Genomic DNA, 8,480 nt, shown 5'->3' on the forward strand with positions numbered 1-8,480 from the left:
AGTGGGAGAGAGGGGGAGTGGGGGAGTGGGGGAGACAAGGGAGATGGGGGAGATGGGGGAGACAAGGGAGATGGGGGAGATGGGGGAGACAAGGGAGACAAGGGAGACAAGGGAGATGGGGGAGACAAGGAAGACGAAAAGACAAACTCCTCCTGCCCCTTGTCCCCCTTGTCCCCCAATTGCCCAAAAAGAAGGAATTCTTAAGAGAAAAATCTGGCTCCCGATTGTGGGATACTCTTAAAGAGGTGAGAATGTGCCTTTAAGAAGTAAGATGAAGCTGGCAGCAAGAGTAAGTCAAGTATCCCCTTCGTTAACCTTAGCGATCGCAGCCAAGGCTAAGGCAATGAAGGCAGAAGGTATTGATGTTTGTAGTTTTAGCGCTGGAGAACCGGATTTTGATACACCGGCTCACATCAAAGCGGCAGCGGTAAAAGCTTTAGATGAAAACAAAACCAAGTATGGTGCAGCGTCTGGTGAACCAAAGTTAAGAGAAGCGATCGCTCACAAGTTAAAAATTGACAATCATCTCGATTACAAAGCAGAAAATGTCATCGTCTGTAATGGCGGTAAGCATTCTCTCTACAACTTAATTGTCGCCCTAATCGACCCAGGCGATGAAGTAATTATCCCCGCTCCCTATTGGCTAAGTTATCCAGAAATGGTAATTTTGGCAAGTGGTGTTCCCGTGATTGTACATACAGATGCTTCCACAGGTTATAAAATTACACCAGAAAAACTGCGAGAAGCAATCACACCGAAAACAAAGTTATTTGTCCTCAATTCCCCCTCAAATCCGACGGGGATGGTATATACCCCGGAAGAAATCAAAGCTATAGCAGAGATCATAGTTGAAAAAGATATACTTGTTGTCTCCGACGAGATTTATGAAAAAATACTCTACGACGGTGCAGAACATTTGTGCATCGGTTCGTTAGGAAAGGAGATTTTCGACCGCACTATTATCAGTAACGGCTTTGCGAAAGCTTATTCGATGACCGGATGGCGGATTGGTTATTTAGCCGGACCAACAGAAATCATTAAAGCGACAATCACCATCCAAAGTCATAGTACATCAAATGTGTGTACCTTTGCTCAATATGGCGCGATCGCAGCCTTAGAATCTTCCCAAGATTGTGTAGAAGAAATGCGTCAAGCTTTTGCCAAACGTCGGCAAGTCATGTTTGATAGACTTAACGCTATTCCCGGTTTAACTTGTGAAAAGCCAGATGGTGCCTTTTACATGTTTCCCGACATCAGCAAACTCGGTGTCAAATCCCTAGAATTTTGTGACGCTTTGCTAGAAAAAGAGCAAGTCGCAGTCATTCCCGGAGTCGCTTTTGGTGCTGATGACAACATTCGTCTTTCTTACGCTACCGATATGGCAACAATTGAAAAAGGAATGGATCGATTAGAGAAATTTGTGCGTTCTGCCCTTGGCAGCAGCGCTTCGCGATCGCGCATTTAGTCAACATATGATGTAGAGACGTTACATGTAACGTCTCTTGGGGTTCGGATTTTTTTATTAATGTCAATTAAACGGACATGATATTACACCTTGCCAAGATGAATTTGTATTCTCAATTTGAAAATCACTTCAGCCACTTGACAATCGAACAGTTTTATAGTGAGAATTTGCCAAAAATATTTGGCTATCTGTAGCAATCAAAGATTAATATTCGTAGTAACCACTTTAGTGGTTAAATTAAAGACCCAAATGCTTAGTATGAATTAAATTAAGGACTGAAGTCCTTACTACGGGTTAAATCAACTTCATTTCCCGCAAAGAGTGACGTAATCTCTTCGCTTCATCGGGGTTGTACTTTTCATGAAGGACGATCGCTTGACCAAAAGCGGATAAACTATCTTGGAGATTGCCTAGTTTCAAGAGCACAACGCCCAAATTTTGATAAGCTTCTGCATAGTTGGGATTTAATTTAATCGCTTGAGTATAAGATGCGATCGCCTCATTCAGCAATCCCAAAGCCTTAAGCGTCATTCCCAGATTATAATGTCCGGCAGCAAAATTAGGATCGATTCGCAAAGCTGTTTCATAAGCTGTTTTTGCGCTATTGAAATCTCCCGCTGCCTTGAGTAAGTTACCCAAATTGTTGTATGCTCCTAATTTGAGCATGGGGTAAATATGCAACTTGATTGCAGCGCTATAGTGAGCGATCGCTTGTTGAGGATTTTGCAATCGACTGTAAGCAATACCTAAATGATAGTAAAGTTCGTATAAAATCTCATCCGTCGCTTGTTTGGAAGCGACACCTTTAATTAGCAATTCAAAGCCTTGGGCAATTTTTCCAGTTTGCACATATAAAGCACCTAACTTGCTGCAAACATAGGGGTCATCAGGATGATTGACAAGAAAACTTTCCATCGCTGCTTGTGCTTTCGCGTATTTATTTTGTTGAGCGATCGCGTTTTTTTGGTATCCTTCATGCATTATTGCCACCTCTGGTAAATAGCCTATTTCCCAATCAGGTTCTTTAGCTAAAATTGCGGATATACTGTCATCCACCAAAGCATGATATGGACGGGAAAAGCTGATATCTGGATGATTTTTAAACAACCGCGAAACCATAGAATAAGGAGATTGTTCTGCACCAACTTCATGCCGTACTAAGTTAATCAGAATATACGAATCACTTTGTATTGCTTCTCGGATATACGGTACGATTTGAGTAGTCAGAGTTTCATCCGCATCTAATACTAGAACCCAATCACCTGTAACGTATTTTAGAGCTTCATTGCGGGCAGCACTAAAATCATTGCACCATTTAAAGTGATGAACCTCCGCACCGAATTGTTTAGCAATATCGGGAGTTCTATCTGTAGAACCTGTATCCAGCAAGATTATTTCATCTACAACATTTTTCACACTACCCAAGCACTTCGGTAGCGTAGTTGCTTCATCCTTAACAATCATACATAAACTGAGTTTCATAACTTGCCGTCATCCAAACTTAGTACAAAATTGCACAAAGAAAGTAACGAACACTCTGCGTTTTCCTTTGTGTTCCTCTGCGTTTCAATTTCCTTATTTATTAAAAGCCATATTTTAAGTCGGGTAAAAAGTTAAAATATGGCTTTTATTTTTTTTACCCCAACTTTGGTATGATTATTATGATACGCAGTTTTACCCTTTACTAGCAACTCCGTCAAGACAACAGGTACTATCTGAATCTGTCGGAATTGTTGACTAACGGAGGTAGCAAGGACAACTGACCGATAATTGCTAAAATTTTGCGATCGCTATCAAAAACGAGAAAACTGCTTAGTAGCACAGATAGAACAGACACCCCAGCGCTGAATTTCGCCCGGTGGGGTGGGAGAATGACATTGAGGACAAATAGGTAAATTATGCGATCGCCTTTGGATAAGGGACTTCCAATTTTCAAAAGCAGCATTCGCATTCTTGGTGGGTAGCACCTCGCACATCAAGCCAATCTCATCACCAAGGTAACTGGGATGCTCGCAGGGCAAAAGCGTTTTTTGCTGGTTTGCTCGCTCTTGGGGACGCTTCCAGCCAGCAGTAGAGAAGTGAATATCTACTAAAGGATCGGGCAGTTTTTCATTCAACTTGACCAGCAGTCGCTGACGCTCGAAAGTCAAATTTTGTGCCCAAGATGCGCTAGAAGTTGCCACCCGCAAGACATCACGCTGAATCGACAATGGTTGAGTATGAGATGCGATCGCACTTCCTACCACTTGGTCCCAACACTTGAGCAAGCGGGGAAATGGCTGCTGGTGCAATAATATCTGAATTTCCGGAAGACTTAAAATATCATTAACTGATTTCAAAGACATTTCGCATAAACCTTGAGCAAAAATTTTAACTTGCCACAAAAACCATAAATCTATTTTGGGAATTTTCGTTAGGATTGGCACACATGTATTTTAAGTTAATCCAGTAATCTACCTTTGAGGCAGACAGGCTATGAGTCAAGACCCCCGACATTTGGGTACTCAATCGTCGAAAATACCTGGGTTGAAACCACAACTAGCAGCAGCATTAGCTTGTTTAGAAGTGCAACTAGATCAAGAGTTAGCTCGCTATCGACGTACACGAACCGGATACAACACACCTAACCAAAACCGTGCCAGTAGTAACACCAATCAACTCCAGCAGACTGCCATTACTGCATTGGAGGGAGTCCTTGCCGCAGGCATTGCGTCCAAAAAACCGATATCAAGTTTAACTTCTCTAGTACAAGAACAACAGACCGTTCTTCAACCAAATATCCCATCCGCATCTGTTGAAGTTGAAACTCCAGAGGAAATGCCCCTGGTAAATACTGAGTTACCAAAACCTCCAAAAGTTGAGGTTATAGATAAAACAGATACACTTAATCAGGAAAATGGCAGTATTGTGCCTGCGGTTGTCAAATCTGAGAAAATCGAAAATACCCCATCAGATGACACCCCCAAGCAGCCAGACGATTATTTAGAATCATCTGAAGCACTGCTGCGAAGTTTGACAGAAGAACAACCACAAAAAAGAAAGCCAAATAACAGCGACAGTCTTTTATCACCTTTGGGGATTGGCTCGATGTTATTGCTATTAGTAGCGAGTCTCACCTTGGGATACGTACTTTTTAATCCAAAAAGCTTGTCTGTGTTTGGCTTTGGTGGGAAGTCTCAGCCAAATTTACCACCAACGGCATCGACAAATCATGTCAAAAATACTGAGAAAGCCAAACCGCAAACACCGACTACCCCCATACCAAAATATCCCAATCTTGCCACCGATGAATTTCCAGAGGTGAACGATCCTAATGACGTAGTTGGCTTAAAACCTAAACCGAAACTGATTCCTACAGCAATACCAAGCCCTGTGGCGGCAAAAATTCCCGCAATTCCACCTAGAGCGGCAATACAACCAGCCCAACCCTTGCCGACACCAAAAGCGACAATTTCGCCATCGTCCGCGACAGTGGCAGAAAAACCGCTTTCAGAAGTGAAACCGTCAACGGATGGATTTTATCATATCATCACAGAAAATCAGGGCGATCGCGCTTTCGCGGAGGCACGGGAAGTTATTCCTGATGCTTATTTATCACCTGATGGAAAATTCATTTATCTGGGTGCGTTGAAAAGCAAAGAGCAAGTCAAACAACAAATGCAACTACTACAGGCTAAAGGAATTAAAGCGCGGGTGCAGCAACCTTAAGGAGTGAAAATCTACGATACCATGAAAAAAGCATCTACTTAATCCCTAGCTGTTGACACTGTTAGCTAATCGCTAGTTATGAGCACGCAAGTGAATGGAGAGCGGAAATGGAATTGATGAAGCGTATCCAACGCTTTATTCGCGCTAATCTCAATAGTATGATCTGCCGTGGGTCAGATCCAGAAAAGATTCTGGAACAAGCCGTTATGGAGATGCACTCCTGTTGTGTGCAATTGCGACAAGCAGTAGCACAAGCGATCGCAACTCAAAAACGCACCGAACGACAAACCGCTCAGGCTAAGTCAACAGCAGAGGAATGGTATCGTCGCGCTCAATTAGCGCTACAAGCCAATAATGAACCTTTAGCTAGGGAGGCTCTTACCAAACGTCGTGCCTATCAAGAAACACACGATGGTCTGGCAGCTCAGATAAAGCAGCAAGATAATCTGATCGTTAAAATGAAACAAGATATGCGATCGCTAGAATTTCAAATCTTGGAAGCGAAAACCAAAAAAGATATGTACATCGCTCGGTCTCGTTCTGCTGAAGCGTCTTACCGACTTCAGGAAATGTTGAGCAGTTCATCTACCACTAGCAGCTTAAACACTTTTGAACGGATGGAAGAAAAAGTTTTGCAACTCGAAGCCAAATCGGAAGCAATCTTCAAACTCGACAGCGATGACAAGATTTCTCAATTTACTAAGAGTGAATCTAACAATAGTATTGATGGGGAACTAGCAGCGATGAAAGTGCAGCTTTTAAGTGGCGCTGATATTATACCACACAAAGACAATAATTGAAATTATTCGAGTGTAAATACTTAAAGTTCACGAACCGTAAACATTGGGCAATTACTCAGACTAAAGCATATCTTAGAAATTAAGGGTTGTGTGAAGCTACCAATCTAAAGCGAAAAGATTAAATTGAAATAGGTAGCTATTAAATAGTAGAAAAGCCTTGGTAGCCGTTAAAAGCGCGTAAATCGTCAAAGGAAAAACAAAGTTATGGGATTATTTGATCGCATTAGACGAGTAGTTGGTGCTAACCTGAATGACCTGGTAAGTAAAGCCGAAGATCCAGAAAAAATGCTGGAACAAGCCATTCTGGAAATGCAGGAAGACTTAGTACAGCTGCGTCAGGGAGTCGCCCAGACAATTGCTGCTCAAAAACGTACAGAAAAACAGTATAATGATGCCCAAAATGAAATAAATAAGTGGCAACGTAATGCTCAGTTAGCCCTGCAAAAAGGTGATGAAAACCTTGCACGTCAAGCACTAGAGCGGAAAAAGACTTACACCGACACCGGCACTGCACTCAAAACCAGCCTGGATCAGCAAAGTATTCAGGTGGAAACTATCAAGCGCAACTTAATCCAGCTTGAGAGCAAAATTTCTGAGGCAAAAACCAAGAAAGAAATGCTCAAAGCGCGAATCACCACTGCCAAAGCTCAAGAGCAACTTCAAGGCATGGTGCGGGGGATGAATACCAGCAGCGCAATGGCAGCTTTCGAGCGGATGGAAGAAAAAGTCTTGATGCAAGAAGCTCGTGCTCAGTCAGCAGGTGAGTTAGCAGGTGCTGATTTAGAAAGCCAATTTGCCAAATTGGAAGGTAGTAGCGATGTTGACGATGAATTGGCAGCTTTGAAAGCGTCCCTGGCACCAGCTAGTTCACCAAATCAACCTTTATTGCCACAAGAAACCACCGCTCCTAAAACGTTGCAGCAACCAGAAGTGGTTGATGCCGAGTTGGAATCGCTACGCAAGCAATTGGATCAAATGTAACATTATCATAAAAATCTTCACATCAACAGTCCCACGCCTTTTGGTCGTGGGATTTCGCGTCAAAATGATTTAGTTAAGAGTCAAGGGTCAATGGTCAATTAAGAAGCCGTGACGACTGGAAGTCGCAGCGTTGCGCTTACAAAGTCCACATGACTTGGACTAACCTGAAAAGAGGGTAAGAGTAATAAAAGAGCGCTATTGACTTTGGACTATTGACGACTTTGAGATAGAGTATTTTGTGTGCCAATATAAATCGTGCCACCGGATGGAGACTGCAATGAATAAGGGTGTAAGCACTATAACTGATGCTGAGTTTGAAACCGAAGTTTTGAAAGCCGAACAGCCAGTATTGGTTTACTTTTGGGCTTCTTGGTGCGGACCTTGTAGATTGATGTCACCAGTAATTAACTCAGCTGCCAATACATACAGCGATCGCCTGAAAATCGTCAAAATGGAAGTAGATCCTAACCCAGAGACTGTTAAACAGTATCAGATTGAAGGTGTACCTGCCCTCCGACTATTTCAAGGAAACACTATCTTAGCTTCTAGTGAGGGAGCGATCGGTAAAGATAAATTACTCAGCTTCCTGGATACTCATTTAAACAATAATTAGTCCAAAGTTCTCTGACGGACCGTAGAGACGTTCCTGTGGAACGTCTCTATCTAAGTACAGACGCGAAATTTCGCGTCTCTACAATTAATTTTGCTCCTCCTGACTTTTAACTAAAATGCAGTTTGCGAAACGTTTACAACCCCTGCAATTCAATGTATTTGCAGAGATGGACAGAGCCAAGGCAATAGCTAAGGCTGCTGGGCAAGAGTTGATAGATTTGTCGCTGGGGTCTTCTGATTTACCAGCCGAAGCGCACGTAATTGAGGCGATCGCTCAGTCTTTAAGCGATCCAAGTACTCACGGCTACTTGCTGTTTAACGGCACTCAAGGGTTTCGTCAAGCCGCAGCTAATTGGTACGAGCAAAAATTCGGTATAAAAGTAGATGCCCAGACGGAAGTGTTACCCCTCATTGGTTCTCAAGAGGGGACGGCACATTTACCCCTAGCAGTCCTGAATCCTGGAGATTTTGCCTTATTGCTCGATCCGGGATATCCTTCTCATGCAGGTGGAGTGTACTTAGCAAGTGGTCAAATCTACCCGATGCCACTCCGGGAAGAAAACAATTTTTTACCAGTGTTTAGCGACATTCCCGCCCCGGTTTTGGCACAGTCGCGGATGATGGTATTGAGCTATCCTCACAATCCTACCAGTGCGATCGCACCATTATCTTTCTTTCAAGAAGCTGTAGCATTTTGTCAACAACATAATCTCGTCCTCGTTCACGATTTCCCCTACGTAGATTTAGTGTTTGACGAGAGAGGGGGACTAGGGGGACTGCGTGATCAAGGGGGACAAGGAGGACTGCGTGATCAAGGAGGACTGCGTGATCAAGGGGGACAAGGAGGACTGCGTGATCAAGGAGATAAAGAGAACATGGGAAACATCTTTCCCCCCCTCCCCCCCTCCCCCCAT

Annotated in this window: 9 protein-coding genes; 7 read left to right on the top strand and 2 right to left on the bottom strand. The window is 43.2% G+C overall.

Going from position 1 to position 8,480, the window contains the following annotated elements:
* Together OGM63_RS03510 and OGM63_RS03515 are read left to right on the top strand one after the other, a co-directional pair.
* Window positions 1-241 (top strand): hypothetical protein (locus OGM63_RS03510; RefSeq protein ID WP_263744122.1); only part of this gene is annotated, 241 nt, incomplete at its 5' end.
* 30 nt (window positions 242-271) lie between these two features.
* Window positions 272-1,465: a pyridoxal phosphate-dependent aminotransferase gene (locus OGM63_RS03515; RefSeq protein ID WP_263744130.1), complete on the top strand. Its 1,194-nt coding sequence runs from the start codon at window positions 272-274 to the stop codon at window positions 1,463-1,465.
* A 294-nt stretch (window positions 1,466-1,759) separates the two neighbouring features.
* Here OGM63_RS03515 and OGM63_RS03520 read toward each other — a convergent pair whose 3' ends face one another.
* On the bottom strand, window positions 1,760-2,947 hold the full coding sequence (locus OGM63_RS03520; RefSeq protein ID WP_263744123.1) for a tetratricopeptide repeat protein: 1,188 nt from the start codon (window positions 2,945-2,947) through the stop codon (window positions 1,760-1,762).
* A 311-nt stretch (window positions 2,948-3,258) separates the two neighbouring features.
* On the bottom strand, window positions 3,259-3,891 hold the full coding sequence (locus tag OGM63_RS03525; protein WP_263744124.1) for a DciA family protein: 633 nt from the start codon (window positions 3,889-3,891) through the stop codon (window positions 3,259-3,261).
* A gap of 49 nt (window positions 3,892-3,940) precedes the next feature.
* Between OGM63_RS03525 and OGM63_RS03530 the strand changes: the two genes are divergently transcribed.
* The 5 genes from OGM63_RS03530 to OGM63_RS03550 all read left to right on the top strand — a co-directional run.
* Entirely contained in the window at window positions 3,941-5,173 is a 1,233-nt protein-coding gene (locus OGM63_RS03530; RefSeq protein WP_263744125.1) for a hypothetical protein, read from the top strand.
* Window positions 5,174-5,289: 116 nt separating this feature from the next.
* Entirely contained in the window at window positions 5,290-5,973 is a 684-nt protein-coding gene (locus tag OGM63_RS03535; protein WP_318528397.1) for a PspA/IM30 family protein, read from the top strand.
* 204 nt (window positions 5,974-6,177) lie between these two features.
* The gene (locus OGM63_RS03540) at window positions 6,178-6,954 is read left to right on the top strand and encodes a PspA/IM30 family protein (RefSeq protein ID WP_263744127.1); all 777 of its coding nucleotides are present in this window, start codon (window positions 6,178-6,180) and stop codon (window positions 6,952-6,954) included.
* A gap of 277 nt (window positions 6,955-7,231) precedes the next feature.
* Window positions 7,232-7,567 (top strand): thioredoxin family protein, encoded by a 336-nt coding sequence (locus OGM63_RS03545; protein WP_263744128.1) that lies wholly within the window; start codon window positions 7,232-7,234, stop codon window positions 7,565-7,567.
* A 115-nt stretch (window positions 7,568-7,682) separates the two neighbouring features.
* A partial coding sequence (locus OGM63_RS03550) for an aminotransferase class I/II-fold pyridoxal phosphate-dependent enzyme (RefSeq protein ID WP_263744129.1) occupies window positions 7,683-8,480 on the top strand: 798 nt, incomplete at its 3' end.

Source organism: Plectonema radiosum NIES-515, assembly GCF_025753815.1.
Lineage (GTDB): Bacteria > Cyanobacteriota > Cyanobacteriia > Cyanobacteriales > Nostocaceae > Hassallia > Hassallia radiosum_A.

What these genes read in the sequence shown, in the direction of transcription:
- OGM63_RS03515 (WP_263744130.1), top strand. Translation starts at nt 272, where the DNA reads ATGAAGCTGGCAGCAAGAGTAAGTCAAGTATCCCCTTCGTTAACCTTA.
- OGM63_RS03520 (WP_263744123.1), bottom strand. Translation starts at nt 2,947, where the DNA reads ATGAAACTCAGTTTATGTATGATTGTTAAGGATGAAGCAACTACGCTA.
- OGM63_RS03530 (WP_263744125.1), top strand. Translation starts at nt 3,941, where the DNA reads ATGAGTCAAGACCCCCGACATTTGGGTACTCAATCGTCGAAAATACCT.
- OGM63_RS03535 (WP_318528397.1), top strand. Translation starts at nt 5,290, where the DNA reads ATGAAGCGTATCCAACGCTTTATTCGCGCTAATCTCAATAGTATGATC.
- OGM63_RS03540 (WP_263744127.1), top strand. Translation starts at nt 6,178, where the DNA reads ATGGGATTATTTGATCGCATTAGACGAGTAGTTGGTGCTAACCTGAAT.
- OGM63_RS03545 (WP_263744128.1), top strand. Translation starts at nt 7,232, where the DNA reads ATGAATAAGGGTGTAAGCACTATAACTGATGCTGAGTTTGAAACCGAA.